Source organism: Brevundimonas sp. ZS04 (genome assembly GCF_001956865.1).
Taxonomy (GTDB): domain Bacteria; phylum Pseudomonadota; class Alphaproteobacteria; order Caulobacterales; family Caulobacteraceae; genus Brevundimonas; species Brevundimonas diminuta.
This window is the reverse complement of the sequence record NZ_MTHE01000006.1, coordinates 161439-187097: the sequence shown is the minus strand read 5'-3', so window position 1 is coordinate 187097 and position 25659 is coordinate 161439. Positions and strand designations below refer to the sequence as shown.

Annotated in this window: 22 protein-coding genes and 1 tRNA gene; 9 read left to right on the top strand and 14 right to left on the bottom strand. The window is 70.2% G+C overall.

Features of this window, described 5'->3' with window-relative positions; all coding sequences use genetic code 11:
- Window positions 1-66: 66 nt before the first annotated feature.
- From BJP32_RS10145 to BJP32_RS10130, 4 genes are all read left to right on the top strand, one after another.
- The gene (locus BJP32_RS10145) at window positions 67-975 is read left to right on the top strand and encodes a LysR family transcriptional regulator (RefSeq protein ID WP_076223903.1); all 909 of its coding nucleotides are present in this window, start codon (window positions 67-69) and stop codon (window positions 973-975) included.
- Between the two features lie 83 nt (window positions 976-1058).
- Entirely contained in the window at window positions 1059-1769 is a 711-nt protein-coding gene (locus BJP32_RS10140) for a response regulator transcription factor (protein WP_003165587.1), read from the top strand.
- A 20-nt stretch (window positions 1770-1789) separates the two neighbouring features.
- The gene (locus tag BJP32_RS10135; protein WP_076223901.1) at window positions 1790-3151 is read left to right on the top strand and encodes a FecR domain-containing protein; all 1362 of its coding nucleotides are present in this window, start codon (window positions 1790-1792) and stop codon (window positions 3149-3151) included.
- A 4-nt stretch (window positions 3152-3155) separates the two neighbouring features.
- Window positions 3156-5429: a CHASE2 domain-containing protein gene (locus BJP32_RS10130; protein WP_046651989.1), complete on the top strand. Its 2274-nt coding sequence runs from the start codon at window positions 3156-3158 to the stop codon at window positions 5427-5429.
- A gap of 18 nt (window positions 5430-5447) precedes the next feature.
- On the opposite strand, the gene BJP32_RS10125 is transcribed toward BJP32_RS10130, so the two are convergent.
- The 14 genes from BJP32_RS10125 to BJP32_RS10060 form a co-directional block, all read right to left on the bottom strand.
- On the bottom strand, window positions 5448-5951 hold the full coding sequence (locus BJP32_RS10125; RefSeq protein WP_046651990.1) for a hypothetical protein: 504 nt from the start codon (window positions 5949-5951) through the stop codon (window positions 5448-5450).
- A gap of 74 nt (window positions 5952-6025) precedes the next feature.
- Window positions 6026-6493, bottom strand: a complete 468-nt coding sequence (gspM, locus tag BJP32_RS10120; RefSeq protein WP_046651992.1) for a type II secretion system protein GspM — start codon at window positions 6491-6493, stop codon at window positions 6026-6028.
- The gene (gene gspL, locus BJP32_RS17150; protein WP_046651993.1) at window positions 6490-7593 is read right to left on the bottom strand and encodes a type II secretion system protein GspL; all 1104 of its coding nucleotides are present in this window, start codon (window positions 7591-7593) and stop codon (window positions 6490-6492) included. The genes gspM and gspL overlap by 4 nt, the downstream gene beginning before the upstream one ends.
- 10 nt (window positions 7594-7603) lie before the next feature.
- Window positions 7604-8560 carry a type II secretion system minor pseudopilin GspK gene (gene gspK, locus BJP32_RS10110; protein WP_233126804.1) on the bottom strand — a complete coding sequence of 319 codons (957 nt, stop codon included), beginning with the start codon at window positions 8558-8560 and terminating at the stop codon, window positions 7604-7606.
- A 26-nt stretch (window positions 8561-8586) separates the two neighbouring features.
- Window positions 8587-9231, bottom strand: a complete 645-nt coding sequence (gene gspJ / locus BJP32_RS10105) for a type II secretion system minor pseudopilin GspJ (RefSeq protein WP_076223899.1) — start codon at window positions 9229-9231, stop codon at window positions 8587-8589.
- A complete protein-coding gene (gene gspI / locus BJP32_RS10100) occupies window positions 9228-9593 on the bottom strand; it encodes a type II secretion system minor pseudopilin GspI (RefSeq protein ID WP_046651996.1) in 366 nt (121 codons plus the stop codon). The genes gspJ and gspI overlap by 4 nt, the downstream gene beginning before the upstream one ends.
- The gene (locus tag BJP32_RS10095; protein WP_255370626.1) at window positions 9586-10122 is read right to left on the bottom strand and encodes a GspH/FimT family pseudopilin; all 537 of its coding nucleotides are present in this window, start codon (window positions 10120-10122) and stop codon (window positions 9586-9588) included. The genes gspI and BJP32_RS10095 overlap by 8 nt, the downstream gene beginning before the upstream one ends.
- Entirely contained in the window at window positions 10091-10603 is a 513-nt protein-coding gene (gspG, locus tag BJP32_RS10090; RefSeq protein WP_046652000.1) for a type II secretion system major pseudopilin GspG, read from the bottom strand. The genes BJP32_RS10095 and gspG overlap by 32 nt, the downstream gene beginning before the upstream one ends.
- An 11-nt stretch (window positions 10604-10614) precedes the next feature.
- Complete coding sequence (gene gspF / locus BJP32_RS10085; RefSeq protein ID WP_046652001.1) at window positions 10615-11826, bottom strand: type II secretion system inner membrane protein GspF; 1212 nt, start codon at window positions 11824-11826, stop codon at window positions 10615-10617.
- Window positions 11826-13319 carry a type II secretion system ATPase GspE gene (gspE, locus tag BJP32_RS10080; RefSeq protein ID WP_076223897.1) on the bottom strand — a complete coding sequence of 498 codons (1494 nt, stop codon included), beginning with the start codon at window positions 13317-13319 and terminating at the stop codon, window positions 11826-11828. Before gspE ends, gspF begins: the two co-directional genes overlap by 1 nt.
- Window positions 13316-15451 carry a type II secretion system secretin GspD gene (gspD, locus tag BJP32_RS10075; RefSeq protein ID WP_076223895.1) on the bottom strand — a complete coding sequence of 712 codons (2136 nt, stop codon included), beginning with the start codon at window positions 15449-15451 and terminating at the stop codon, window positions 13316-13318. The genes gspE and gspD overlap by 4 nt, the downstream gene beginning before the upstream one ends.
- Window positions 15448-16305 carry a type II secretion system protein N gene (locus BJP32_RS10070; protein WP_076223893.1) on the bottom strand — a complete coding sequence of 286 codons (858 nt, stop codon included), beginning with the start codon at window positions 16303-16305 and terminating at the stop codon, window positions 15448-15450. Before BJP32_RS10070 ends, gspD begins: the two co-directional genes overlap by 4 nt.
- 214 nt (window positions 16306-16519) lie before the next feature.
- Window positions 16520-19213 (bottom strand): TonB-dependent receptor domain-containing protein, encoded by a 2694-nt coding sequence (locus BJP32_RS10065; protein WP_083673957.1) that lies wholly within the window; start codon window positions 19211-19213, stop codon window positions 16520-16522.
- Window positions 19214-19302: 89 nt separating this feature from the next.
- Window positions 19303-20817, bottom strand: a complete 1515-nt coding sequence (locus tag BJP32_RS10060; protein ID WP_233126803.1) for a hypothetical protein — start codon at window positions 20815-20817, stop codon at window positions 19303-19305.
- A 325-nt stretch (window positions 20818-21142) separates the two neighbouring features.
- Here BJP32_RS10060 and BJP32_RS10055 point away from each other — a divergent pair, with 325 nt between their 5' ends.
- From BJP32_RS10055 to BJP32_RS10035, 5 genes are all read left to right on the top strand, one after another.
- Window positions 21143-22570 carry an amino acid permease gene (locus tag BJP32_RS10055; protein ID WP_076223890.1) on the top strand — a complete coding sequence of 476 codons (1428 nt, stop codon included), beginning with the start codon at window positions 21143-21145 and terminating at the stop codon, window positions 22568-22570.
- A gap of 98 nt (window positions 22571-22668) precedes the next feature.
- Window positions 22669-22742: transfer RNA gene (locus BJP32_RS10050), tRNA-Cys, on the top strand.
- 32 nt (window positions 22743-22774) lie between these two features.
- Window positions 22775-23254: a redoxin domain-containing protein gene (locus tag BJP32_RS10045; protein ID WP_076223888.1), complete on the top strand. Its 480-nt coding sequence runs from the start codon at window positions 22775-22777 to the stop codon at window positions 23252-23254.
- A gap of 176 nt (window positions 23255-23430) precedes the next feature.
- Window positions 23431-24876 (top strand): aldehyde dehydrogenase family protein, encoded by a 1446-nt coding sequence (locus BJP32_RS10040; protein WP_076223886.1) that lies wholly within the window; start codon window positions 23431-23433, stop codon window positions 24874-24876.
- 17 nt (window positions 24877-24893) lie between these two features.
- The gene (locus tag BJP32_RS10035) at window positions 24894-25658 is read left to right on the top strand and encodes a glucose 1-dehydrogenase (RefSeq protein ID WP_076223884.1); all 765 of its coding nucleotides are present in this window, start codon (window positions 24894-24896) and stop codon (window positions 25656-25658) included.
- The last annotated feature ends 1 nt before the right edge of the window (window position 25659 follow it).

Genomic DNA, 25659 nt, shown 5'->3' with positions numbered 1-25659 from the left:
TGCCCTAGCAGAGCGGGCCGGTCAGGCCCATTGCAATCTTGCAGGTGATGATGTGCATATTTGCATATGTTCGACTGGGATGATCTGAGGGTGTTTCTGGCCGCCGCGCGCGCCGGGTCGCTGGCCACGGCGGCGCAGCGGCTGGGCGTCGATGCGGCCACGGTCGGACGGCGCGTGGCGCGGCTGGAGACGGCGCTGAAGTCCACCCTGCTGGTGCGCTCGGCCGCCGGACTGCACCTGACGGCCACGGGCGCCCAGCTGCTGGAGCGGGCGCTGGACGCTGAAAGCGCGATGGAGGCCGCCGGGCGCGTCACCCAGCCCGACCTGATCGCCGGCGCCGTGCGGATCAGCGCCTCGGAAGGCTTCGGCGGGGCGGTGCTGGCCCCCGCCCTGCCCGGCCTGCTGGCGGCGCATCCGGGGCTGAACGTCGAACTGGCGGCCAGCTCCGGCTTCCTGTCGCCCAGCCGCCGCGAGGTGGACATGGCCATCACCCTCAGCCCCGCCGCCGGGCCGCGCCTGATCGTCGAGCCGCTGACCACCTATCAACTGGCGCTCTACGCCGCGCCGGAATACCTGGAACGCCACGGCGCGCCCGACACCATCGACGACCTGCACCGCGTCGACATGGTCGGATACGTCGACGACCTGATCTATGCGCCCGAGTTGCATTATCTGGACGAGATCCGCCCGCACCTTCGCCCGCGACTAGCCTCTTCCTCCATCCGCGCCCAACGGGACATGGTGGCGGCGGGCGGCGGCATCGGCGTCCTGCCCTGCTTTCTGGCGGAGGGACTGACGCGCGTTCTAGCGGACGCTGTGCTGATCGAGAGGCGCTTCTGGCTCAGCACCCACCGCGAGGTCCACGGCACGGCGCGGCTGAAAACGGTCCGGCGCTGGATCAAGGCCCTGTGTCAGGATCAGGTCAGCCGCCTCGCCCCCTTGCCCGCGACCACGCCGAGACGCGCCGAGGGGTGACCATATTTTACATTTTACATTGCTCTAAAGCCGAGCATCCGGGGCTATGACTCCAGCGTTCTCCTCGGAGCTGCGTAACAAGTATGAAGATCGCGATATTAGATGACGATCCCGTCCAATTGGAGTTCGTCTCCGAGGTCGTCCAAGACGCCGGGTATCGCGCCACTCTGTTTTCGCGCGGCCAGGCGCTGATCTCCGCCCTGCGCAAGGACACCTTCGACATGCTGATCGTCGACTGGAACCTGCCGGACCGTTCGGGTCTGGAGGTGCTGGCCTGGGCGCGCACCAATCTGAAGCCCGCCCCGCCCATGCTGCTGGTCACCAGCCGCGCCGAGGATGAAGACGTGGTCGCAGGCCTGGACGCCGGGGCCGACGACTACCTGCCCAAGCCCCTGTCCAAGCCGGTGCTGGCGGCGCGGATCAACGCCCTGATCCGTCGCGCCTACGCCCAGCCGACGACGCCGGGCGTCGAGGTCTATGACGGCTTGTCCTTCCACGAGTCCGCCGGGTCCGTGACCCGCGACGGCCAGCCAGTCGCTCTGACGGCCAAGGAATACGCCCTGGCCCTGCTGCTGTTCCGCAACCTGCACCGGGCGCTGTCGCGGACCTATATCCTGGAGACGGTCTGGGGCAATGAGCCGGACCTGAACAGCCGTTCGCTGGACATGCACATCTCGCGCATCCGCAACAAGCTGGAGTTGCGACCCGAGCGAGGCTTCCGCCTGACCCCCATTTACAGCTACGGATATCGCCTTGAGCGCGTCGCGGGGGCCGAGCCCGGCCCTGACGCCTGAATAAGGACGCAGGTGGCGGAATGAAGACGGATTGGTCTGCGGCTCTGGCGGTTGCGGCGATGCTGGCCGCAGGAAGCGCCGCCGCACAGACTTCGGCCGCCCCGCCCGCGCCCCGGACGGCGTCTTCCGCCGCCGTCGAGACCCTCGACTATGTGGTCCGCCCCGGCGACACCCTGATCGACCTGGCGACCGCCTATATGAACCGGCCGCTCGACTATCGCCGGGTCCAGCGCGAGAATCGGGTCGCCAATCCGCGCCGCCTGCCCATCGGCCGCACCCTGGCCCTGCCGGTCGATCTGCTGCGCGCCGACCCGGACGAGGCGCGTATCGCCGGCTTCCGCGGCGCCGCGACGCTAAACCAGGACGGCCGCTCCGCCGCCCCCGCACCCGGCCAGACCGTGCGCGAAGGCGCCGTTCTCAGCACCGGGGCCAACGCCTTCGTCCGCCTGGCGCTGTCCGACGGCAGCCATGTGGTCGTGCCCTCCAACAGCCGCGTGCGGGTCAGCCGCCTGCGCCGCTACGCCATCAACGGCGCCGTCGATCACGCCCTGACGGTCGAGGGGGGCCGCGCCGAGTCGCGCGTCACGCCCCGGCGCCGCCCCGGCGGCTTCGCCATCCGCACCCCGGTCTCGGTCTCGGCCGTGCGCGGCACCGACTTCCGCGTCTCCTTCGACGATGACGCCGACCGCTCGAGCACCGAAGTGCTGGAAGGCGCCGTCGCCATCGCCTCGGGCGAGGCCGAAACCCTGGCCGCCGCAGATCAGGGCGTCAGCGCCGCCGCCGGCGCTGTTCGCCTGCTGCCCCTGCTGCCCGCGCCCGCCCTGGCCCGCCCCGACGCGCCGCAAACCCAGGCCCAGGTCGCTTTCGACATCCAGCCCCTGCCCGGCGCCGAACGCTATCGCGGCCGCGTCGCCCAAGACGCCGGCATGATCGAGGCCTTCGCCGAAGCCGACAGCGCGCCAGGCGGCCCCCTGGTCTTCGGCGAGATGGAGGAAGGCGCCTTCTTCCTGCGTCTGACCGCCCTCTCGCCAGAGGGGCTGGAGGGCAAGGCCACGACCTACAGCTTCATCCGCGCCCGCAACGGCGTCGGCGGCCTGGCCTCGGCCATGGATCAACGCGACCGCCGCCGCTTCTACCGCTTCCGCTGGGAGGCCGAGGGCGTCGGCGAGGCGACCTTCCGTTTCCAGCTGTGGCGCGAGGCCGAGGACGGCGCCCGCGACGGCGCCCTGCTGGTCGACCAGCCCGGCCTGACCGACGAGGCCTTCACCCTCAGCGACCTGCCGCCGGGCGTCTACAGCTGGCGGGTGCAGGGCGCGCGCCATCGCTTCGGCCGTCTGCTGGAAGCCTGGTCCGAACCGCAACAACTGCGTATCGGACGATAGCGCCGTGGCCGCTGGGCCCAAAGGCGGTTGGAAGCGTTGGCTCGGCGCGCGCCTGACCGGCCGACGCGCTCTTGTCGAATGGGGCCTGGTGGCGGTTCTGTCCGCCCTGCTGGTCGGCTGGATGGCGCTGACGCCCGTCGCCGACGGCGCCGACAACCTGGTCTACGACGCCCTGATGCGGGCTGAGGCGGGACCGGCCGACGAAGACATCGTCATCATCGCCATCGACGACCGCAGCCTGGAGGCGCTGGGCCAATGGCCCTGGCCGCGCGACCTGCACGCCCGCCTGATCGACCGTCTGACCCAGGCGCAAGCCGGGCCTGTCGCCTACGACGTCCTGTTCACCGAAGCCTCCCCGCAGGACGGCGCCCTGGCCGCCGCCCTGGCGCGCAACGGCAATGTCCGCCTGCCGGTGGTGCTGGACGCCCCCGGCCTGAACGGCGCCGCCTTTCGCGAGGACGCCCCTGCGCCCGGCCTGACCGAGGCGGCGGCGGGTCTGGGCCATGTCAATCTGACGGTCGACGACGACGGCGTCGTGCGTCGCCTGCCCCTCTATCTTCAGGCGGGCGACCGGACCTGGCCCCACCTGATCCTGCCCCTGGCCGCCGCCAAGGGCGCCGCGCCCGCCCCGCCCGCGCCGCACGATGGCGGCGACCTGTTCGCCGCCTCGCCCGAGGCCCTGATCTATCGCGGCCCGCCCGGCGCCTTCCGCACCCTGTCCTTCGCCGACGTGCTCAGCGGCGAGACGCCCGCCGCCTTCCTGAAGGACAAGCTGGTGCTGGTCGGGGCGACGGCGCCGGGCCTCGGCGACCGTTACGCCACTCCGGCCACGCCCCACGGCGAACTGCGTCCCGGCGTCGAGGTGCAGGCCGCCCTGCTCCAGACCCTGATCGAGGGCGGCGGCCCGCGCGGCCTGTCGCCCGGCTGGGTTCTGACCCTGTCCCTGTTGCCGCTCGGTCTGCTGGTCGCCGGCTTCCTGGTGCTGCGCCCGGCGGCCAACATGGCCCTGGGCGCCGGGCTGATCGTCGTGACGTTGATCGCCGCCGCGACCGCCTTCCTCGCGGGCGGCCTGTGGCTCCCGCCTTCGGCCGCCGTGGCTGGACTGGCCCTGGCCTATCCCTTGTGGAGCTGGCGTCGCCTGGCCGCAGCCTCGGCCTATATGCAGAGCGAGGTCGAGGCCTTCGAGCGCGACGGCGTGCGCCTGACCGGCCGCGCCCAGGGCGGCGATGTCGTGGCCCGTCAGGTGGACGCCCTGCGCGCCGCCGTGCGTCAGGTGCGCGATCTGGAGCGCTTCATCTCCGACGCCCTGCGAAGCCTGCCCGACGCCACGGTCGTGGCCGACCCGCACGCCCGCATCATCCTGTCCAACGACCGGGCCGAGGCCCTGTTCGGCGACCGACTGAGGGACGACGCCGACCTGCCCCTGCTGTTCCAGTCCCTGGGCGAACCGGCCTGGCGCCGCTTCCTCGATCCCGAGGGCGATCCCGGCGACATCACCACGCCCGACGGCCGCATCCTGAAGGCCGCCGCCGCCCTGCTGACCGACGCCGAGGGGCAGCCGGTCGGCCATATCGTGCGCTTCGCCGACATGACCCGTTTCCGCGCCGCCGAGCGCCAGCGCGCCGAGGCCCTGCAACTGCTCAGCCACGACATGCGCGCGCCTCAGGTGTCGATCCTGACCCTGCTGGACGGCCCCGCCCCGCGCCTGGACCCCATGGTCGAGCGCCGCATCGCCGACTACGCCCGCCAGACCCTCGACCTCGCCGAAGGCTATGTTCAACTGGCCCGCGCCGAGAGCCAACCCTATCGCTCAGAGCTGCTGGACCTGGGCCAGATCGCCATGGACGCCGCCGACATCCTGTGGCCCCAGGCGTCGAAGAAGGGCGTCCGCATCCTGACGCCCGACGGCGAGGAAGAGTTCCTGGTCCAGGGCGACCCCGCCCTGTTGCGCCGCCTGACCACCAACCTTCTCGACAACGCCCTGAAATACGGCCCGGCGGGCGGCGCCATCCAGGTCAGCCTGACCGGGGCCGAGGAAGACGGCCGCCCGGTCTGCGTCCTCGGCGTCAGCGATCAGGGCCCTGGTCTGTCGGAAGAGGCCGCGCGTCGTTTGTTCCAGCCCTTCGGCCACGGCGGCGCGGATCATCGCGGCGCGGGTCTGGGCCTCGCCTTCGTCCGCACCGTCGCCGAACGCCACGGCGGAACCATCCGCCACCAGCCCGGATCGCCGGGCGCGACCTTCATCCTGACCCTGCCCAGGATCACGGAAGAGGAATGAAGCTGCGGGCGGCCGGCCCTAGTCCGCCGCGTCCAACTGCGCTGCGGCCGCCTCGGCCAGCAGGCCCGGCGCGGTTTCGGCCTGACGCCGTCCCAGGATCGCCACCGCCGAGGCGCGGTAGGCCCCCGCCTCATTCCCCGGCCCGGTCAGGATCACCGTCAGGCTGTGCGTCTGGCGACCCTGGCTCCACCATTGCGGCAGGCGCGGCGCATCGGTCCACTCGCCCTGGCGCGCATCGACGTCCGTGAAGACGCCGGTCTTCTGAGGCCGCACCGCATAGGCCGTCTCGACCCGCCAGGCGGCCTTGTCGTCCACCTCGCGCCAGCCGCGCGCGCTCAGCGCCTGACGCACGGCCTCGGCCGCCGCGCGGTCGGCCTCGCTCGGCGCCTCGGCCTCCAACAGGCGATAGGCGGTCACGTTCGCGGGCACGACGGCCGACAACTGCGTCTCGACGCGCGGCGCAGAAGCGCAGCCCGCCAGGACGGCCGCGCTGACCAGGGGAAGAGCCAGACGAGAGATCATGGCTGCGATACCTGCCCCGCCGCGCCCTCCAAGTCTACAACGGACGATTCCAACGGGCCGAAAAGCGCGCCGGCCTAGCCCCCGGACGCCAGCGCGCCCGTCACGCCCAGCGTCCCGTCCGCGTTCTCGACCACACCCAGTTCCTCGATGCGCGCCCCGCCCTGCTCCAGCACGGCCAGCCAGCCGAAGGCCTGCGCCGTCGTCACGCGATCCAGCCGAAAGCCCAGCCGCCCGCCCTCGGACATGCCCAACGTCGGCTGCACCCCCGCCGCCGAAGCGGTAGAGGCGACCAGAGCCTGCAGATCGACCGCCTCAGCCGGTCGCGCGCCGCGCTGGATCACGGCCGTCTCAACCTGCGTCAGTCGCCGCTCGGCGGCGACGCGGGCGCGCGCCTGATCGGCCTGCCAGTTGTCCAACGGCCGCACCACGCCCAGCCAGCCGACGACGCCCAGCACCAGTGCCCCCATGATCGCCAGCATCCGCCGCTCGCGCAGCGACCGACCTTCCCACCAGGCGGCGACGGAAGAGAACAAGGCCTTCATCGGGCGCCTCCGATCGTGAGCGTGCTGACCATGCGCCCGCCTTCCTCGGCCGAGGTTTCGTCGACCACCGCCAGACCGGCCTCGGCCAGATCGGCGCGCACGGCGTCCAGATCATTGAACGTCGGATGGGCCAGGGTGACCCGCAGCCCCTCGCCGCCCAGGGTCGCGTCGTCCAGTTCCGCGCCCGGCACGCGCTCGACGGCGGCGAAGACGGCGGCCATCGCGCGCGCGGTCCCGCCCGGCGGCGGCCCGGCGTCGAGGCGACGCAGGGCTTCCGGCGCCGGATCTTCCGGCGTCGCCAGTTCAGGATAGAGCTTCACCGCCCCCGCCCGAGCGCCCGCCTCGGCGCGATCGGCCGCCGCACGGTCGCGCAGCCCTTCGGCCGCCATCAGGATCAGGGGCGACATCAACAGCGCCGCCGCCAGACCCGCCGCCAGTCGCCAGCCCTTGGCCGCCTGTCCCCGCTCACGCCGGTCGTGGACCTGCAACAGGTCGACCGGCGCCGCCATAGCCCCCGCCGCCAGGGCCGCGTCCAAAGTCTCGCCTTCCAGCCAGGTCAAAGAACGCCCGGCCGCAACCGCCTCCGCCAGATCCGGCTGAACCGTCACGGCGAACGCCGGGCCGCGCAGCGCCACGTCGGCCCCTACCTGTGCGGCGGTCAACATCTCCGCCTCCAGCGGCGCAGGCAGGCACAGATTGTCCGGCACGACCGCCTCGGGCCGGATGTCGAAGGTCTCCATCCAGCACAGCCAGGCCTGCAACAGCTTGGCCGACACCGCCGCCGTCAGTCGCGACCCGCCGTCGACCGGCGCAACGCCCAGAGCCACGTCCAGCCCCTCGACCTCGCCCGCCGCCTGATCGCGCAAGGCCCAGCGCGCCGCGACGCGGGCCTGGGCCGCATTGCCCGGGGGCAGGTCCAGCCAGCGCGTCATGACGTCCGCGCCGGGGGCCACGGCGATGGTGCGCATCGACGGCGGCGCTTCGGCCTGATGGGGGTCCAGTTCGCCGCGCCCGACCACGCGGCCTTCACGATCGACCAGCAGGAAACGCGCCGCCAGGGTCGCGTGGGTCGGGATGAACAGGATGCGGGCGTGGCTCATTCTTCCATGCTCATTCTTCAGGCGTCCAGCGACGGATGACGGTGCGCGCCGCGCCGTCGGGCGCGACATGGATCAGGGCGGTGCGGACGGTGCGGGCGTCGCCATGCTCGATCTCGACCCTCAGGTCGAAGTAACGGGTGGCCAGGGTGATCTGGCCCTTGGCCTCTTCGTCGACGACCACGCCCGACAGGGCGGGTTGGGCCCAGAAGGCGTCCGGGCTGCTCCAGCCCGTCGCCGGGCGCGCGGCGATGGCCGCCTTGGCCGCGTTCAACCCGACCACGCCCCGGCTGATCGCGACCAGCAGAACGGCGTCCTGCGGCTCCAGCGTATTCACATTCAGGGGCGACAGCCGCGCTGCCGGCAGGGCGCACAGATAGGGCCTCAACCGGCGATAGAGTTCGTCGTCCACCCCCGCCACGGCGCGCAGTTCGCTGACCTCGGCCAACATGACGCCACCGGTGCGATACGGCGTCGGACGGCTGGCGTAGGCGGCGTCCTCCGCCCCCTGCGCCGAAACCTCGTCGTCGCCGTCCATCCAGTCGGTCAGGGCCGCCGCGACCGCCGACATCCGCCCGCGCGGCAGGCCCAACGCTTCGCCCAAGGCGATGAACTGCGCCGCTCCTTCAGGCCGGGCAATCAGATCCTCGCCCTGCCCCAGCACCAAGCTGTTCAGGTTGAAACAGGACTGTCCGTCGCGGATCACCGCCCGCCCCTCGCCCTCTTCCAGCGACAGGGCGAAGACGCGGCCGTTCCACTGCGGCTGAAGCGGCGTGCGCGCCGGATCGGCGCGCACCAGATCGGACAGCCGCCGCCGCGCCAGCGCCTCCGCCCCCGCCGCAAAGGCTTGCGCCTGCGCCTGGCTCTCGGCGTTGGTCGTGCGACGCACGGAAAAGCGCACATCATCCAGCAGCACCACGCACAGCGCCGCCATCACCGCCACCAGCAACAGGACGGTCAACAGGGCCATGCCCCGGCGATCGCGCGCGCGCGGCCTCATGCGGCGGCGACCAGAAACAGCTGCTCGACCGGGCCGAAACCGTCGAGCGTCAGCGTCACCCGCACGGCGTCCGGCAGGGGCCGGTCGCTGCTGGCGGAAAAGGCGGGCGCCTCGGACCCGTTCTGGATGAAGGCGACGCGCGCCTCCGTCACGCCGCGATACAGCACCTGCGGCGGCCCGGCCCGCGCGCCGTCCAGATAGGGCGCCACGCGGCGCTCCAGCCGATCTTCGACCAGCCGGTACTCGACCCGTTGCAGCGAGGCGCGCGGCGCACCGTCAGGATTGCTCCAGCCGCTGCGGGCCAGCACCAGCAGCGGATCGCCCGGCGACTGCGGCCCCATGATCGCCTGCGGCGCCGGACGCCCCGTCGCCCCGCGAACCCGCCGCCCCGTCGCCTGCGCCAGATCGGCGCGCAGCAGGGCGCGGGTGCGTTGCAGAGCGGCTATTCGGTCCGCGTTCGCCTTCACCGCGAACCGATTTTCGACCGATTGTCCCAGCACCAGCGCGCCGGCCCCCGCCAGAAGGGCGAAGATCAGCAGGGCGATCATGACCTCGACCAGAGTAAACCCGGCTCTCTTTCTTCCGCTATCGCTCGCCGCGCGGCGGCTCGCTGCTTGAGCGGGTTTGCGCCACGCCTTCATGCGCCCGCCGCCCGGAGCAGCACGCGATCGGCGGCCTGTTCCTCATCGGCGAAGACGCGCACGTCGATGCGGCCGACGCCGGGCATGTCGGTCGCGCTGACCACCCGCACCCAACGCCATTCGCGCCCGCCCAGCGACGCTTGCCCCGACGTGCTGCCGCTGGGCAGATCGCGCGCGATCATCGCCTCGGCGGCCACATTGTCGGCGACGACGCCGCCCAGCGTCCGCGTCTCGACCCGCGCCGCCGAGCGGGTGCTCTCGCCCGACAGGTTCAGCAACGCCATCGCCGCCAGACCGAACACGGCCAGCGCGACGAGGCATTCGATCAGGGTGAAGCCCGCGCGGGGCGCTCCCTCACTCATAGATCGTCACCTCACCTGCGCCGTCGATGGCGACGGTGACGGCTTGGCCCTCGCGCTCCAGCCGCACGCTGGCGGCGTCGGCGCCGCCGGTGGGGTCGAACACGGCGCGGGCAGGCGCTGCGACGGCGGCCCCCTCGCCCCACGTCTTAGGCGCCAGCGCACCCGTCAACGGCGTCCAGACGGCGCCGTCGAAACTCTCGAAGCCATAGCCCGCCGCATCGGCGCGCAGGGCTACCGGGCGGTTGGTCATCACCGCCTCCTCGCGCGCCAGCGTCAGGCGCGCGGCGAACCGCTCGGCCTCGACCGCCAGCGTCGGGCGCGGGTCCGGCATGGACAGCACCACCGCCCCCGCCGCCACGCCGATGATGGCGATCACGACCATTAACTCGACAAGGGTAAACCCTTGTCGTGCGCTACCGCTTTCCGCGCGGCGACTCGCTGCTTCAGCGCGTTTGGGCGTTCCCACGGCTACCGAACCGGCCGGGCGAGAGAGCGCTTCAGCCCTGCCAGTTGCCGATGTCGGCGTCATTCCCCTCGCCCCCTTCCTGACCGTCGGCGCCGAAGGACCAGATGTCGAACTGGCCGCCATGGGCGCTGCGGCGGCGGTACTGATAGGGATTGCCCCACGGGTCTTCCGGCAGGCGGCGGACATAGCCGCCTTGGCGATAGCGTTCCGGCCGCGCCAGATCGGCGGGCGGCGTGGTCAGAGCCTTCAAGCCCTGCTGGTCCGACGGGAAGGTCAGGTTGTCGAGGCGATAGGTCTCCACCGCCTGCTCCAACACCGAGATGTCGGCCCGCGCCTTGCCGACCATGGCCTTGTCCTGACTGGGCAGGACATTGATCGCCACCACCGTCGCCAACAGGCCGATGATGACGATGACGACCATTAACTCGACAAGGGTGAACCCTTGTCGTGCGCTACCGCTCGCCGCGCGGCGGCTCGCTGCGTGAGCGCGTTGGGCGCGCCCTTGGGCGACATGGCGCAGACGTCGGGCGAAGGTCTTGAACATCAATGCCTCTCTCACCCCAGGGCCAGGGTGTTGATCTGAAGGATGGGAAGCAGGATCGACAGCACGATCACGGCGACGATCCCGCCCATGACCACGATGATCGCCGGTTCCAGCAGGCTGAGCATCACGGCGGTGAAGTTGGAGAATTCGCGCTCGAGATAGTCGGCCGCGCGTTCCAGCATGGGCTCCAGCCGACCGCTGCTTTCGCCGGAGGCGGTCATGTAGACGAGGATGGGCGGGAACACCTCGGCGCGGCGCATGGCGGCCGACAGGCCGCCGCCCTCGCGCACGGCCTCGGCCATCTGTTCAGTGGCGCGGCGCAGGGCGCGGTTGGAGACGGTGCGGGCGGTGATGGTCAGTCCCTCCAGCACCGGCAGGCCCGCCGCGATCATGGTCGACAGGGTGCGGGCCATGCGCGCCCCGTGCAGATCGCGCGTCAGCCGCCCGACCAGCGGCAGCCGCAGCACCCAAGCGTCCAGCCTCAGCCGCACCGCCTCGCGCCGCCGTGCGATCAGGCCCGCGCCGACCACGGCGGCGAGGATCAGCGCCATCAGCCAACCCCAGTCGCGCATCAGGTCCGACAGGCCGATGACCAGCCGCGTCAGCAGCGGCAGGGTCTGGCCCATTCTGTCGAACTGATCGACCACCTTGGGCACGATATAGGTCATCATGGCGACGATCACGCCCAGCGCCACCACCGCCAGCACGCACGGATAGACCAGCGCCGTCAGCACCTTGCCGCGCACGACCTCGTCCCGCTCCAGCCCGTCGGCCAGGCGTTCGAGGATGGGCTGCAGCGCGCCCGACTGCTCGCCCGCCGCCGTCATGGCGCGATACAGCGGCGGAAAGGCCGCGCCCTGCTGGCCCATGGCGTCGGACAGGCGTCGCCCTTCGATCACCCCGGCGTGGACGCCTTCCAGCACGCGGCGCACGTTGGGCCGGTCCGCCTGAAGCATCAGATTGCGCAGCGCCTCCTCCAGCGGAGAGACCGAAATCAACGTCGCCAACTGCCGCGTCGTCAGCGCCAGCGCCTTGGGCGACAACCGCCCGGCCTTGCCGGATGTCGTCGCAGCGATCGCGCCCGAACGACCCGGCGACAGTTGCAAGGGCGCCAGCTGTCGTTTCGCCAGCGCCTTGCGCGCGGCGGCCTCGTCGGCGGCGGTCACGGAGCCGCTGACCGTCCGCCCGGCGGCGTCGGCGGCGATGTAGTCAAAGGCCGCCATCAGGCCGCGACCTCTTCGGCGGCGGTTTCCTGACGCGCCACGCGCAGGGCCTCCTCGACCGAGGTGACGCCCTCCAGCACCAGCGTCCGCGCCCGATCGGCCAGCGTCCCGCCGCGCGCGAAGGCGGCGTCGAACACCGCGTCCTCGTCGGCGCCCGAGGCGATCAGGCGACGCACCTTCTCGTCCACCGTCAGCGTTTCATAAAGGCCGATGCGCCCGACATAGCCGGTCGAGCCGCAGTCGGCGCAGCCGTGCGGCCGCCAGACGCGCGCGCCTTCATCGGCGCCGATCAGCCGCGCCGTCGCCCTGTCCGCCGTCTCCTCGATCCGGCAGTGCGGGCACAGGCGCCGCACCAGCCGTTGCGCCACCACCAGCCGCAGGGTCGAGGCCAACAGGAAGGGCTCCACCCCCATGTCGCGCAGGCGCGTCACCGCCCCGGCCGCGTCATTGGTGTGAACCGTCGACAGCACCAGATGGCCGGTCAGCGACGCCTGGACGGCGATGGCCGCCGTCTCCGTGTCGCGGATTTCGCCGACCATGACCACGTCCGGATCCTGACGCAGGATGGCGCGCAGACCGGCGGCGAAGGTCATGCCGACCTTGGGGTTCACCTGCGTCTGGCCGACGCCCTCCATGGCGTATTCGACCGGGTCTTCGACCGTCAGGATGTTGCGCGAGCCGTCGTTCAACAGCGACAGCCCGGCGTAGAGGCTGGTCGTCTTGCCCGAGCCGGTCGGCCCGGTGACGAGGATGATGCCGTTCGGCTCGGCCAGCGCGTGGCGGAAAGCCTCCAGCGCGGCCGGGTCCATGCCCAGCCGGTCCAGCGTCAGCCCGGCCTGATCCTTGTCCAGAATGCGCAGCACCACCCGCTCGCCCGCCCGCGACGGCAGGGTCGAGACGCGCACGTCCAGCGACTTGCCGCCCAGCGTCAGGGGGATGCGCCCGTCCTGGGGCTTGCGCTTCTCGGCGATGTCGAGCCGCGCCATGACCTTGATGCGCGACACCAACAGGGGCGCAACGCGCGGGTTCAGGCTCAGCGCCTCGCGCAGCACCCCGTCCACCCGCATCCTCACCAGCAGCCGCGTCTCATAGCTTTCCAGATGCACGTCCGAGGCGCCGATGCGGGCGGCCTCGGCGATGACGCCGTTGATCAGGCGGATGACCGGCGCGTCGTCCGTGGCGTCCAGCAGGTCCGCCGCCGCCGGAATGTCGTCCACCAGACTGTCGAGGCCCACAGGCAGGGACAGGTCGTCGCCGTCGGCGGCTGTCAGTTGCTCGCCCGCATAGACTTCCGACAGCTTGCGGTCGAAGGCGGCGGCGCTCAGCGGCGTCGCCTCCAGCGGGCGGCCCAGCGCGCGGCGCGCCTCGACCAGGGCCAGAGGGTCGGCGCCCTCGCGCACCCCGACCACCATCACCTCGCCCGCCGCCAGCAGCAGGACGCCGTGGGTCTTGGCGAAGCCATAGGGCAGGCGCGGATCGACGACGGTGATCACCGGGCGGCTCCCGATACCGGCGGCAGAGGTTGCGCCACGACCGGCGCCACGGGCGCGATGACCAGCGGCTCGCCCGCTGCCGGAGCCGCAGGCGGCTGGGCCTGCATATAGTCGCGCAGCAGGGCGTCCAGGCTGGGCTCGCGATCCGGGTGAACCCGCTGCTGCTCGCCGCGCATATAGCCCCAGCGATCCGCCGCCAGCCCCTGTGCGTCCGCCGTGGTGCGCAATATGGTCGGGCGCAGGAAGACCATGAGATTGGTCCGCCCCCGCTCGCGGCTGGTCGAGCGGAACAGGACGCCGACGCCCGGAATGTCGCCTAACCCCGGCACCTTGCTGGTTTCCAGTCGGTCGTTCTGATCCAGCAGGCCGCCCGCCACGGCGATGTCGCCGTCATCGACGACCAGCGTCGTCTCCAGCTCGCGCTTGTCCAGGATCAGGTCGTTGGCGCCGCTGGTCAGCAGGCCGTTGATGCTCGACACCTCCTGCCGCAGCGTCAGGGTGATGGAGCCGCCGGCGTTGATCTGGGGCCGCACCGTCAGGCGCACCCCGATGTCCTTGCGCTCGGTCGTGGTGAAGGGGTTGGAGTTGCCGTCCAGAATGGTCTGGCCAGTGGTGATCGGCACCTCCTGCCCGACCAGGAAAGTGGCCTCTTCATTGTCCAGCGTCATGATCGACGGGGTCTGCAGCAGGTTGGAGCCCGCGTCCGTCTTGGCCGCATTGATGATGAAGCCGAACAGGCCGTCGCCCCACTTGCCGCCCGCGCCGCCGACGAAGCCGTTGGCGCCCAGCAGGCTGTTCAGGGCCAGATCCTGCAGCCGCTCGCGCAAGGGATCGTCCTTGTCGAGCTGACCCGCCGCCGCCCCGCCCGCGATGGGCACCAGCGGCGCCGCGCGGTCGGAATAGTTAGTCAGGCCGACGCCCTGCTCGCCCGCCATCAGCCACTGGACGCCCAGGTCGCGTACGGCCTTGTCGCTCAGTTCGACGACGATGGCCTCGATCAGCACCTGCTGACGGCGCACGTCCAGTTGGCGGATCACCTCGGTCAGGGTGCGTTGCAGGTCCGCCGGGCCGGAGATGACCAGAGCGTTGGCGCCGGGGAAACGGGCGATGGTGGCGCGCTGGCCGGTGGCGGTCACGGTGGTCGAGCCGATCGGCCCGCTGTCGGCCTCGCCCGTCGTGGTCAGGCCGCCCGACCCCATGCCGCTGGTCGCATTGGTCGCCCCTGCGCGGGCCGTGCGCAGGCGCGGCGACGACGGCGCCGCCGCATCCGCAGGCTGGCCCACGATCTGTTGCAGGACCGGCAGAAGCTGTTCGGCGTCGGCGTGTTCCAGGAAGACGACATTGACGTCCTGGCTGGCCCGCGCCCGGCCGTCCAGATCGGCGATCAGGCCGCGCACCCGCGCCAGCGCCTGTCCGTCCCCGCGCAGGACCAGCGCATTGGAGCTTTCGACCGGGGTGATCGTCACCAGACCCGGACCGCCGGGACCGCCCGTCACCTGTTGCAGCACACCCGCGATCTCGCGCGCCGAGGCGTTCTCCAGCGCCACGACCTCATAGGCCGAGCGATCCACGTCGATGCGGCCGACCAGAGCCCGGATACGCGACAGATTGTCGGCGAAGTCGGCCACGACCACGCTGTTGGCGCCGGGATTGGCCAGCACCTGCCCCTGCGCCCCGACCAGAGGCCGGATCGTCTCGGCGGCCGAGGCGGCGTCGATATGGCGAAGGGTGAAGACCTCGGTCGAGAACCGCTCGGCGCCGACGGTGGCCGGGCCCTGTGCCGCGCCCTGCGCCGGACTGATGCGATAGGCGCCCGAAGACGTCGGCGTCACCACCAGACCATTGGCCCGCAGCGTCGACAGGAAGACCTCGAACAGCTGAGCCCGGGTCAGGGCGCGCGGGCTGGACACCGTCACCGTGCCCGTCACCGCCGGATCGACGATGAAGGTACGCCCCGTCGTGCGCGCCACATCCTGCACGAAGGCGCGGATGTCGGCGTTCTGGACGTTCAGCGTCTGGCGCGCCTCCTGCGCCATCACCGGCGCGGCGGCCAGCGGCTGGACCGCCAGAACAGCGGCCAGAACGCCGGTCAACAGAGAGCGGCTTCCAGAGCGACGACTGGGGGCCTTCATGGGCGCGTCCTTACGGTGGTGGAGCGGACCTGACCGTCGCGCTCGAACTGGATCTGGGCCGAGGGAGCGTCGGCCAACTGGCCGCGCAGGGCGGCGAGCGCCTGCGGGCTGTTCAGGGCCGTGCCGTTGACCGACAGGATGACATCGCCTGAGCGCAGACCGGCATTTCGCAGCTCGCCCCCATCGCCCGAGGCGGAAACGGTCAGCCCCTTGATCCCCAGGCCCTGGATGCGCGGCCGCAGCCCCGCCTGGGCGATCAGACGTTGAGGATCGACCACCACGCCTTCAGCCGGGGCCGGTTCAGGCGCAGAGACGGCGGGTTGCGCCGTCGTCGCGGGCGCAACAGAGGCTGCGCCGGACGTCATGTCGGGAAAATCGAGACGGAACGGCGCGCCGCCGCGCGACAGCATGACGTGGTCGGGGGCGACGGCGCTCAGGGTCAGCCCCGGCTCCACCTCCTCGCCCGCACCGACCGAGACCTGGCGTCCGTCCGACAGGCCGATGATGGCCGAGCCGCCGCCCGCGCCGTCCGCGCGTACGCCGAACAGGCTCAGGCCGCCGCCGTCCGACGGCGCCGCCTCGGCCCCGCCTCCGCCGTTGCGGAAGAAGGCGTCGAAGCGTGACAGCACGCCCAGGTCGACCTCCGGCAGAGGCCGCGCCTCCACGGCCTGCGGTGTCGGCGCCGCGAACAGCCAGACCAGCCGCCCGCCCTGCACCAGAAGAAGCAGGATCAACGCCGCCTCGACCACGCGCCGCAACGGCGGACGACGAAGGGATAGGCGGCCAAAGGACAGGCCGCCCTTGCCCCACGAAACGGCGCTCAGTTTGCGAAGGCCAGCGAGCAAGGAAGACATCCCCCACGGCCTCTCGCGGCCGCAACGCCTCCCTAGGCGGATGCTCCGTACCCGGCTCGCTCCGAACCATGACAGCGCCGAGAAGTTGTCACGACAGATGCGGCGGGTTCAGACGATATGACGCGAAACATTCACCCTCCCCCGATGGAAGAGGGACAAAAAAAGCCGGGAGGCCGCTAGACCTCCCGGCTCAAATGTCAGGCTCAGTCTGCGCTTAGAAACGCGCCGTCAGGCTGACCGAGGCGCTCTGGCCCAGATCGTACTGGTTGATGCGGATCTTGTTGCCCTTCTCCTGGTACTCCTCGAAGTCCGTCCCGAGCAGGTTGCGCAGCTCCAGGGCGAAGCCCAGGTCGCGGCCCTTCACGGTGAAGTCCTTGCGATAGACGAAGTCGAGGAAGGCGCCCGGCTCCTGCACATAGTCCGGCTCGCGCGCCGTGCCGACGCCCGCGCCGCGCGCGGTGGTCCGCTCCGAGACGTAGTTCAGGATGAAGGTCGCCTGCGAGCGGGCCGTGTCGTCTTCCCAACCCAGTTGCAGGTTGGCGACGTGCTCGGACTGCCCCTGCATGCGGCTGCCGTCCTGGATGAAGAAGGACGCCTGTTCGGGACGGCCGCCGCCGCCCAGGGTGATGACGGTGTCGCCCTCGCCGACCGAAACCTCGGAGTCCGACCAGGTGTAGTTGGCCTGCACAAGCCAGCGCTTGTTCGAAATGAAGGCCGCCTGATCGGCGAACTCGAAGTATTTCTTCACCTCGGCCTCGACGCCCATGACGGTCGCTTCCGGCGCGTTCAGGAAGGTCTGCTGGCGCTGGTTGCCGACATCGACGATCACGGCTTCGACCGGCTTGTCCAGCTTCTTGTAGAAGACGCCCGCCGTGACGAACTGCTGGCGGCCGAAATACCATTCCCAGCGCGCGTCCAGGTTCAGGATCTCGGTATCCGTCAGATAGGGGTTGCCGATGAAGACACGGTCGCTTTCCGGGTCGGTGTAGGCCTGAGGCGCCAGTTCGCGGAACTGCGGACGGCCGATGGTCTTGGACGCGCCGAAGCGCAGTTGCTGATCCTCGGTGAAGTTCCACGTCGCGGTGAACGACGGCAGCCAGTACTGCTCTTCGATCTCCGTCGCCTCATAGGCGGGCGTTCCGCCGAACAAGTCGCGCGGGGTCACGCTCTGCTGGCCGTCCTCGAAGCGGACGCCGAAGGTGGTGCGCACGGTCGGCACGAACTCGGCGTCGACCATGGCGTAGACGGCGTTGACCTTCATCTCCGCATCATAGGCGTTGGCGCCGTTCGAACCGGCGATCTCGCGCAGCTGCAGGGTCCACGGATTGATGTTGTAGTCCGAGAACAGATAGTCGATCCGCGCCCGACGCTGGCTGTCGGTCAGGCCGTTGACGGCCTCGAACTGCAGGTCGTGACGCTCGGCCGAGCGGGTGTTGTCCAGGGTCGAGGCGCCGACGCTGATGGTCGCCTCGCGGCCCGCCGCCATCGGCAGTTTATAGGCCAGGTCCACGCCGCCGGACCAGATTTCGTCGTCCAGCTCGCTGAACGAGATCTGGTTGCCCTGGACGTTGTGGATCAAGCGGTCCTGGGCGTCGACGCCGTACTGGAAGCGCGATTCATAGGGAGCGTCGCGCGAGGTCTTGGCGTAGGCCGCGCGCCAGTCCAGCTTCCACTCGCCGTCGGCGCCGAAGTAGTGCTCGCCCGCCAGTTGGCTGGTGAACAGCTGACGCACGAACCACTCGGTGTAGTCGTTGCGGATCACGCTGCCGCCGGCGTCGAAGTCCGGCCCGGCCGAAGTGCGGGCGCGCTTGGTCGTGGTGCGGACGTAGAGGTTGGTCCACTTCACCTCATGATCGTCGTTCGTCAGCGACAGCCCGCCCAGGAAGTTCAGACGCACGTCGTTCTGGTTGGACTCGACGTCGAAGGTCGAGACCGGCACCAGGTCGTCGCCCTGGAACTGGCCCTCTTCCTGGATCGCCTGACGGGTGCGCCAGGAGTTGTCGTAGCCGGCCACGGCGATGACGCCCAGATCGCCGACCTCGGTCGGGGTGCGGAAACCGCCCGCCAGCTCCAGGCTGCCGTCGACCGGCGTCTGCTGACGCTGCATCAGGCGCAGCGGCGCATTGACCATCGAGCGGCCCATCCGCTGCAGCTCGGCGGCCGAGAAGTTGGCCATGTTGATCTGCTTGCCGGTGCGGAAGGCCAGGTCGATCGGTCCCGGAATCTTGCGGGTCTCGTCGTCGAAGCCGGTCCAGTCGGTGTCCGAGCCGTAATACACCAGGTTGTCGCGGCCCGTCGTCTCGGTGTTGCCGCCGACGCCCGCCTTGAACGTCAGGAAGGGCTCGGCCGGAGCGTCCACGGTGCGCAGGTCGATGACCCCGCCGCCGAACTCGCCCGGATAGTTGGGGGAATAGGACTTCTGAACCGTCACGCCCGCCAGGATGCTGGAGGGGAACAGGTCCAGCGGCACCACGCGCTGCAGCGGCTCGGGGCTGGGCAGCGGCGAACCGTTCAGCAGGGCCGAGGAATAGCGCTCGCCCAGGCCGCGCACATAGACGAAACGGCCTTCGACGATCGACAGGCCGGTCACGCGGGTCAGGGCGGCGGCGGCGGTGGAGTCGCCGGTGCGTTGCAGGTCTTCCGACGTCAGGAAAGCGGCCACCTCGGCGCTCTGACGGTTCGGCTGCGGGATGTTGCGGCCCAGGACGACGATGTCGCCCAGCTGGGTGGCCGGGGTCTGCGACACCTGATCCGGGCTTTCCGGATCGGCGGGCAATTCATTGCTCAGAGCCACGGCGGCGACGGGAGCGGACGCCTGGGCGAGCGCGAGGCTGGGCGCGCCGAAAGCGGCGACCAGGGCGCTGCTGGCCAGCAGCAGCCTGTTACGGGTCAGGGTCTTGTTCTTCATGTTCGGCTGCCTTGCGTAGGTCGAGAGAGGCTGGACGCTCAAAGGGTCGGCGGCGGCCCTTTCGGACCGCCGCCTCGCCAGAGGGTTCATCAGCACTTCGCGTTGGCGGTCAGGCCGCAGGTCCAGCCCTGCCACCAGGTGTCCGAGGCGTTCTTCACGGCGCCGATGTAGTCGGTGTCGACGAAGGCGGCGTGGACGCTGGAAGCCTTGAACGGAGTCACGGCGGCTTCGTTGGCGCCGTTGATGAAGGTCAGCGACTGGTTGGCGATGGTCACGCCTGCGGTCGGCGCCGTCAGGGTCGACGTCCCATTGGCCGTGTTGTTCGTACCGGCCTTGAAGACCGTTTCCGAACGCGTCGCATTGTTCGGACGGTAGGAAATCCCGCACGACATGAAGACCGAGTTGAACACCGGGTTCACGCTGGCGGTGTCGGCGTCGGCGATATCCAGGCAACTGGCCTTGGAGCCGGCCACGCTGGTGAAGACCGAGTTGACCACGGTCGCCTTGGTGCCCGTGTCGAAGTGGGCGACGGTGTGGGCGTCGGTCGGCGAGTTGCGGCCCACCATCGTCCAGTTGGCGATCTTGGGTTGCGAGTTGTAGCGCTGGGCCAGCGGCGTCGAGGCCGGGGCGGCCGAGAACTCGAAACCGGCCGAGCGGCTGGTCGCGTTCGGGGCGCGCTGGGTCACGATGCCGAACTGGGCGCCGCCGCGCCAGCCGGTGTCGGTGTCGAAGGCGTCGTCGTCGGCGCCGTTGATGACGATGCGCTTCAGGTTGACGTTGCCGCCGAAGATTTCGATGCCGTCGTCCGACGAGTTGTAGGACTGGACGTATTCGATGGTCGTGCCCGCGCCGACGCCGGCCAGGGTCAGGGCCTGCAGCTCGTTGCCGGTCGAAATCTCAAAGCCCGAGTAGCGGATCTGGACGTAGCGCAGACGGCCCGAGTTGTCGTTGACGTTGCCGCCGCCGTAGAAGGCGTTGGTGCCTTCCACCTGGCCGGTGCAGGTGACAGGCGCAGTCAGCTGGCAGTTGGCCTGCGGCGCGCGGCCGGCGATGACGATGCCGCCCCACTGGCCGTGCGAGTTCTCGGTCGTCGCGCCTTCGACGTTCTGGCGGCTGGTGAAGACGATCGGCTGCGAGGCCGTGCCTTCAGCATAGATCTGCGAGCCGCGGTTCACCAGCAGGTAGTCGCCGCCGCCCGAGGCGAAGATGGTGACGCCCGCTTCGACCGTCAGGATGCCCTGCGTGCCCGTGCTGGCCGAGGCGTCGACGCCGCCGTCGGTGCCGACGGCCGTGCGGCCCGAGATGGAGTAGATGGTGCCGGCGCGCAGCGGCACGGTCAGCGCGCCGTTGATCTGTTGCGGCAGCTGGCAGTTGCGCAGCGTGCCGTTGGCCATGGTGCCGACGTTAGCGAAGCCGGTCGGGCAGTCAGCCGCGGCCTGGCCGTTGCCGCCGTTGCCGTTCCCATTGCCGTTGCCGTTGCCGTTGCCGTTCCCATTGCCGAAGTCGCCTTCGCCGGGCGAGGCCACCTCGGCGGAGCCGCCGCAGGCCGCCAGGGCGAGCGCGCTGGCCGCCACGGCGAGCATGGTCTTGAAGCTGCTGTTCATCGTCATCCACCGGTCTGGTCAAAAGATGCGACAGTGGGCGGCCTGTCCGTCACGGACGGCCCTGCTTCCCTCCTGCCTCGGCGGCATGGATAGCGGCTGCGGTTTCCGAAGCTTGCGCGCTTCAGTGACGGATCGGCTTAGGTTTCTTGCCGTTTTGTCGCCGCTTGAGTGACAAAATGTCCGGCGACGGAGGTAGCGCCTCGCCCTCCCGCGTCTCAAAGCCGCGGCCGAGGTCCGTGTGACGCTTGTATCCAGGACGCGTCTGGCGCAACACAGCGCGCCGGTCTTCCCGCCGGTCCCGACACACAAGAAGACGAGACACCGTATGGGCGGCTGGAACGTGCGTAAGCGCATCACTGTCAACGCGCAGGAACGCAGCCTGGCCCGCAGCCTCAGCTGGCCGCACCTGATGGCCATGGGCGTGGGCGCCATCGTCGGCACCGGCATCCTGACCCTGATCGGCATCGGCGCGGACAAGGCCGGCCCGGCCGTCCTGCTGTCCTTCCTGATCGCGGGTTTCGTCTGCGCCTGCGCCGCCCTGGCCTATGCCGAAATGGCCTCGACCATCCCCGCCTCGGGCAGCGCCTACACTTACAACTACGTCGTCCTGGGCGAGGTCGTCGCCTGGATCATCGGCTGGAGCCTGATCCTGGAATACAGCCTGGTGGTCAGCGCTGTGGCCGTCAGCTGGTCCGGCTATGCGGCGCCCCTGCTGCACGACTGGCTGGGCCTGCCCATGGCCCTGATGCAGGGACCGCACGCGGGCGGCGTCGCCAACGTCCCGGCCCTGTTCATCATCCTGATCATCGCCGGAATGCTGATCATCGGCACCCGCAAGAGCGCCACGCTGAACCTGGCCCTGGTGGTCGTGAAGCTGTCGGCCCTGGTGCTGTTCGTCTGGTTCGCCCTGCCCCACTTCAACGCCGCCAATCTGGAGCCGTTCAATCCCTACGGCTTCGGCCGCACCATGGGCGAGGACGGGGTCGAGCGCGGCATCATGGCCGCCGCGGCCATCATCTTCTCGGCCTTCTACGGCTTCGACGCCATCGCCACGGCGGCCGAGGAAACCCGCAATCCCAAGCGCGACCTGGCCATCGGCATCATCGGCTCCATGCTGGTCTGCGCGGCCATCTACACCGTCATCGCCACGGCGGCCCTGGGCGCCGCGCCTTTCACCCTGTTCGCCAACAGCCCCGAGCCGCTGGCCCTGATCCTGCGCGAGATCGGCCAGCCGGGCGCCGCTCACTTCCTGGCCGTCACGGCGGTGCTGACCCTGCCCACCGTCATCCTGGCCTTCTTCTACGGCCAGAGCCGCATCTTCTTCGTCATGGCGCGCGACGGCCTGCTGCCGCGCGGCCTGTCGCAACTGTCGGCCAAGGGCGCGCCCCTGCGCATCACCGCCTTCACCACCGCCGTCGTCGGGACCATCGCCCTGTTCTTCCCCCTGGGCGAGATCGTCGCGTTGGCCAACGCCGGGACGTTGGTGGCCTTCAGCTCCGTGGCGCTGTGCATGCTGATCCTGCGCCGCCGCTCTCCGGAACTGCCGCGCGGCTTCCGCACGCCCCTGGCCTGGGTCATCGGCCCCGTGGCCATCGCCGGCTGCCTGTATCTGCTGGCCAGCCTGCCACAGAAAACGCAGCTGTGGTTCCTGATCTGGAACGTGATCGGCGTCGGCGCCTATCTGCTCTACGGCCGTCGTTTCAGCGTCGCCCGCCGCGAGGCCAGGGAAGCCGAACAGGCCGCCGCCGACTGATCCCTATAGAGGGGGCGCTGCAACCGGCGCCCCCGCTAATCCGCAACCGGCCCAGGCGGCCCCCGGCGCCGCCTGCTATCCAGACGCCTCGCCCCGATGGCCGGATGGCGGAGCGGTTACGCGGCGGAGTGCATATCCGTCCAGCCTGGTTCGATTCCAGGTCCGGCCTCCATCGGGGCGCCCTGCTTTTCAGGAGCCGCCGCCATGCACCGTCTCGCCCCCTCGATCGACGCCGCGGTATGGCTGAACACGCCCGAGCCGGTGCGCCTGGAAGACCTGCGCGGCAAGGTCGTCTGCATCGCCTTCCTGCAACGCCTCTGCCCCGGCTGCTCCCACTACGCCCTGCCCCAGGCCCGGCGCGTGGCCGAGACCTTCACCTCCGGCGAGGTCGCCGTCCTGGGCGTCCACAGCGTGTTCGAGCATCACGACCAGCAGTCGGACCGCGCGGGCCTGACAAAGTGGCTGGCCGAGCACGGCTGCCGTTTCCCGGTCGCCGTCGACGCGCCGTCGGCCGATACGACGGCGCCGCGCACCATGACCTCCTTCAATCTTCAGGGCACGCCCAGCCTGGTGCTGGTCGACCGGCTGGGCCGGATGCGGATGCGTCGTTTCGGCCCCGTCTCGGACATGATGCTGGGCGCCGAGATCATGGCCCTGCTGCTAGAGCCCGCAACCCCCGCGTGAAAAGCCGCCCGCGCCTGCTTGCCCCAGCGTCAAACGCTCATTTTATTGAGCACTCAGAACACAAAATCAGTGACTTAGGCCAAAACCATAAAGGGCTTGGCGCCTGATCCGTTATCGTGCCCACTATCCTGGACGGCGAACCAGAGGGGGATCGCCCTCACAGTGAGCCTAACGACATGGTCGCGCCCTTCCCCACGGATAAGCTCTTCATCGACGGCGTCTGGCGCCCCGCAGGCGGCGACGCGACCCTGCCGATCGAGAACCCGTCGACGGGCGAGGTCATGGGCCGGCTGGCCGCCGGAACCGCCGCCGACGTGGACGACGCCGTCCGCGCCGCCAGCACGGCTTTCCACGGAGGCTGGGGCCGCACCACCGCCGTCGAGCGCGGCCGCATCCTGGCCCGCATGGGTCGCGAGGTCGAAGCCCGCATCGACCTGCTAAGCGAACTGGAAGCGCTGGATGTCGGCAAGCCGCTGAAGCAGGCCCGCAACGACGTGATCGCCCTAGCCCGCTATCTGGAATTCTACGCCGGTGCAGCCGACAAGCTGCACGGCGAAACCATTCCCTTCCAGGACGGCTACACCGTCTACACCCTGCGCGAGCCGCACGGCGTGACGGGGCACATCATCCCCTGGAACTATCCGATGCAGATCATCGGCCGCTCCGTCGTGGCGGCCCTGTGCGTCGGCAACGCCGTGGTGCTGAAGCCCGCCGAGCAGGCGTCGTTGACCGCTCTCGCCTTCGCTCATATCGCCGCCGATTGCGGCCTGCCCGCAGGCGTCTTGAACGTCGTGACCGGCACGGGCGCCGAAGCGGGCGCGGCTCTGGCGGCGCATCCGGGGATCAACCACCTGTCCTTCACCGGCTCGACCGGGGTGGGCGTGGCCATCCAGCAGGCGGCGGCGCTCAACGCCGTTCCGGTGACGCTGGAGCTGGGCGGCAAGTCGCCCCAGCTGGTCTTCGACGACGCCGATCTGGACAAGGCCCTGCCCTTCCTCGTCAACGCGGGCGTCCAGAACGCAGGCCAGACCTGCTCGGCCGGCTCGCGCGTGCTGGTTCAGCGCGGCGTCTATGATGAAGTCGTGCGCCGCATGGCCGAACGCTTCGCCGCCCTGACCGTCGGCCCCGCAATGGACGACCGCGATGTCGGCCCGCTGGTGTCCAAGAAGCAGCAGGCCATGGTCGAAAACTTCATCGAAAAGGGCCGCGCAGACGGCCTGATCATGGCGCAGGCGACGCTGGGCGACTTACCAGAAGGCGGCGCCTACGTCGCGCCCACTCTGTTCGCAAACGTCGCGCCCGACCACCCGCTGGCGCAGCAGGAAATCTTCGGCCCCGCCGTCGTCGTCATCCCGTTCGAGACGGAAGACGAGGCGGTCGCCATCGCCAACGGCACCGACTACGGCCTCGTCGCAGGCGTCTGGACCGCCGATGGCGGACGGCAGATGCGCCTGGCGAAACGGCTGCGCGCCGGACAGGTCTTCATCAACAACTACGGCGCGGCGGGCGGGGTCGAGCTGCCCTTCGGCGGCGTCGGCAAGTCGGGCCACGGTCGCGAGAAGGGGTTCGAGGCGCTCTACGCCTTCACCACCCTGAAGACCGTCGCGGCCCATCACGGATAGCGCAAGGGAGTAGCGTCTTGGAGGGGAACAGATCGAAGCGGCTGGAGGGCAAGCGAGCGATCGTCACGGGCGGAGCCTCCGGCTTCGGCGCCGGAATCGCGCGCCGCTTCGCCGAGGAAGGCGCCCGCGTCATCGTCGCCGACCTGAACGGCGACGCCGCCCGCGCCCTGGCCGCTGAACTGGGCGACGCCGATCTGGGCGTGAAGGTCGACGTCTCCAGCGCCGCCGACGTGGCCGCACTGGCCGAAACCGCCGACCGCCTGCTGGGCGGCGTGGACATCGTGGTCAACAACGCGGGCGTCGGCCACACGCCTCAACCGCTGGACGAACTGTCGGACGAAGCCTTCGAACGCATCGCCTCCGTCAACATGCGCTCCATCTATCTGATGTCGAAAACCTTCGTCCCGGCGATGAAGACGCAAGGATCGGGCGCCATCCTGAACATCGCCTCGACCGGCGGGGTCAGCCCCCGCCCGAACCTGACCTGGTACAACGCCTCCAAGGGCTGGGTCATCACGGCGACGCGGGCCATGGCGGTCGAGCTGGCGCCCTTCCAGGTGCGGGTGAACGCCCTGAACCCGGTAGCGGGCGACACCCCCCTGCTGAAGACCTTCATGGGCGCCGACACGCCCGAGGTGCGGGCGAAGTTCCTGGCCTCTATCCCCATCGGTCGCTTCTCGACGCCCGAGGACATGGGCGCCGCCGCCGCCTTCCTCTGTTCGGACGACGCCTCGATGATCACGGGCGTGGCGCTGGAGGTCGACGGTGGCCGCTGCATCTGAC

What these genes read in the sequence shown, in the direction of transcription:
- BJP32_RS10145 (WP_076223903.1), top strand. Translation starts at nt 67, where the DNA reads ATGTTCGACTGGGATGATCTGAGGGTGTTTCTGGCCGCCGCGCGCGCC.
- BJP32_RS10140 (WP_003165587.1), top strand. Translation starts at nt 1,059, where the DNA reads ATGAAGATCGCGATATTAGATGACGATCCCGTCCAATTGGAGTTCGTC.
- BJP32_RS10135 (WP_076223901.1), top strand. Translation starts at nt 1,790, where the DNA reads ATGAAGACGGATTGGTCTGCGGCTCTGGCGGTTGCGGCGATGCTGGCC.
- BJP32_RS10125 (WP_046651990.1), bottom strand. Translation starts at nt 5,951, where the DNA reads ATGATCTCTCGTCTGGCTCTTCCCCTGGTCAGCGCGGCCGTCCTGGCG.
- gspM (WP_046651992.1), bottom strand. Translation starts at nt 6,493, where the DNA reads ATGAAGGCCTTGTTCTCTTCCGTCGCCGCCTGGTGGGAAGGTCGGTCG.
- gspL (WP_046651993.1), bottom strand. Translation starts at nt 7,593, where the DNA reads ATGAGCCACGCCCGCATCCTGTTCATCCCGACCCACGCGACCCTGGCG.
- gspK (WP_233126804.1), bottom strand. Translation starts at nt 8,560, where the DNA reads ATGGCCCTGTTGACCGTCCTGTTGCTGGTGGCGGTGATGGCGGCGCTG.
- gspJ (WP_076223899.1), bottom strand. Translation starts at nt 9,231, where the DNA reads ATGAAGGCGTGGCGCAAACCCGCTCAAGCAGCGAGCCGCCGCGCGGCG.
- gspI (WP_046651996.1), bottom strand. Translation starts at nt 9,593, where the DNA reads ATGAGTGAGGGAGCGCCCCGCGCGGGCTTCACCCTGATCGAATGCCTC.
- BJP32_RS10095 (WP_255370626.1), bottom strand. Translation starts at nt 10,122, where the DNA reads ATGACGCCGACATCGGCAACTGGCAGGGCTGAAGCGCTCTCTCGCCCG.
- gspG (WP_046652000.1), bottom strand. Translation starts at nt 10,603, where the DNA reads ATGTTCAAGACCTTCGCCCGACGTCTGCGCCATGTCGCCCAAGGGCGC.
- gspF (WP_046652001.1), bottom strand. Translation starts at nt 11,826, where the DNA reads ATGGCGGCCTTTGACTACATCGCCGCCGACGCCGCCGGGCGGACGGTC.
- gspD (WP_076223895.1), bottom strand. Translation starts at nt 15,451, where the DNA reads ATGAAGGCCCCCAGTCGTCGCTCTGGAAGCCGCTCTCTGTTGACCGGC.
- BJP32_RS10070 (WP_076223893.1), bottom strand. Translation starts at nt 16,305, where the DNA reads ATGTCTTCCTTGCTCGCTGGCCTTCGCAAACTGAGCGCCGTTTCGTGG.
- BJP32_RS10065 (WP_083673957.1), bottom strand. Translation starts at nt 19,213, where the DNA reads ATGAAGAACAAGACCCTGACCCGTAACAGGCTGCTGCTGGCCAGCAGC.
- BJP32_RS10060 (WP_233126803.1), bottom strand. Translation starts at nt 20,817, where the DNA reads ATGAACAGCAGCTTCAAGACCATGCTCGCCGTGGCGGCCAGCGCGCTC.
- BJP32_RS10055 (WP_076223890.1), top strand. Translation starts at nt 21,143, where the DNA reads ATGGGCGGCTGGAACGTGCGTAAGCGCATCACTGTCAACGCGCAGGAA.
- BJP32_RS10045 (WP_076223888.1), top strand. Translation starts at nt 22,775, where the DNA reads ATGCACCGTCTCGCCCCCTCGATCGACGCCGCGGTATGGCTGAACACG.
- BJP32_RS10040 (WP_076223886.1), top strand. Translation starts at nt 23,431, where the DNA reads ATGGTCGCGCCCTTCCCCACGGATAAGCTCTTCATCGACGGCGTCTGG.